Origin of the sequence: Ectothiorhodospira variabilis (genome assembly GCF_022227625.1) — a bacterium.
GTDB classification, from domain to species: domain Bacteria; phylum Pseudomonadota; class Gammaproteobacteria; order Ectothiorhodospirales; family Ectothiorhodospiraceae; genus Ectothiorhodospira; species Ectothiorhodospira haloalkaliphila.
Genome location: NZ_JAJNAO010000056.1, coordinates 1 through 582 on the forward strand (window position 1 = coordinate 1; position 582 = coordinate 582).

General features: G+C 60.7%; 1 protein-coding gene. It reads left to right on the plus strand.

Annotated features, from left to right (window positions below; genetic code table 11):
- Positions 1-27: 27 nt before the first annotated feature.
- The coding region (locus LPW30_RS15895) for an RNA-guided endonuclease InsQ/TnpB family protein (protein ID WP_239681367.1) at positions 28-582 on the plus strand (555 nt) is incomplete at its 3' end.

Genomic DNA, 582 nt, shown 5'->3' on the forward strand with positions numbered 1-582 from the left:
GAGTCGTTGCGCTTTGCCGGCAAAATCATGTCTGCGACGGTCTCCCGCGTCGCCGACCGCTGGTTTGTCAGCATCACCGTGGAGACCGAAGATCCACCCAGGCGACCAGCTGAAAACCAAGGCTCGGTCGGGGTGGATCTGGGGGTGTCGGCACTGGCCACGCTCTCGACGGGAGACACCATCACCGGCCCCAAGGCGCATACCGCCCTGCTCAAGCGACTCCGGCGGGTATCACGCAGCCTGTCACGCAAGCAAAAAGGTTCCAGCAACCGGAACAAGGCCAAGGCAAAACTGGCACGACTGCATGCCCGCATTGCCAACATTCGCCAAGATGCCTTGCACAAGCTCACGTCGGATCTGACCCGTCGGTTTCATACCATCGGCATCGAGGATCTGAATGTGCGCGGCATGATGGCGAACCGGCATCTGGCCCGCTCTATTGCCGACATGAGTTTTCATGAGTGCCGTCGGCAACTGGCGTACAAGGCAGATCAGCGGGGTGGACAGGTGGTGGTGGCCGACCGCTGGTTCCCCAGCAGCAAAATGTGTTCGGTCTGTGGAGCAGTGCAGAAGGCAATGCCA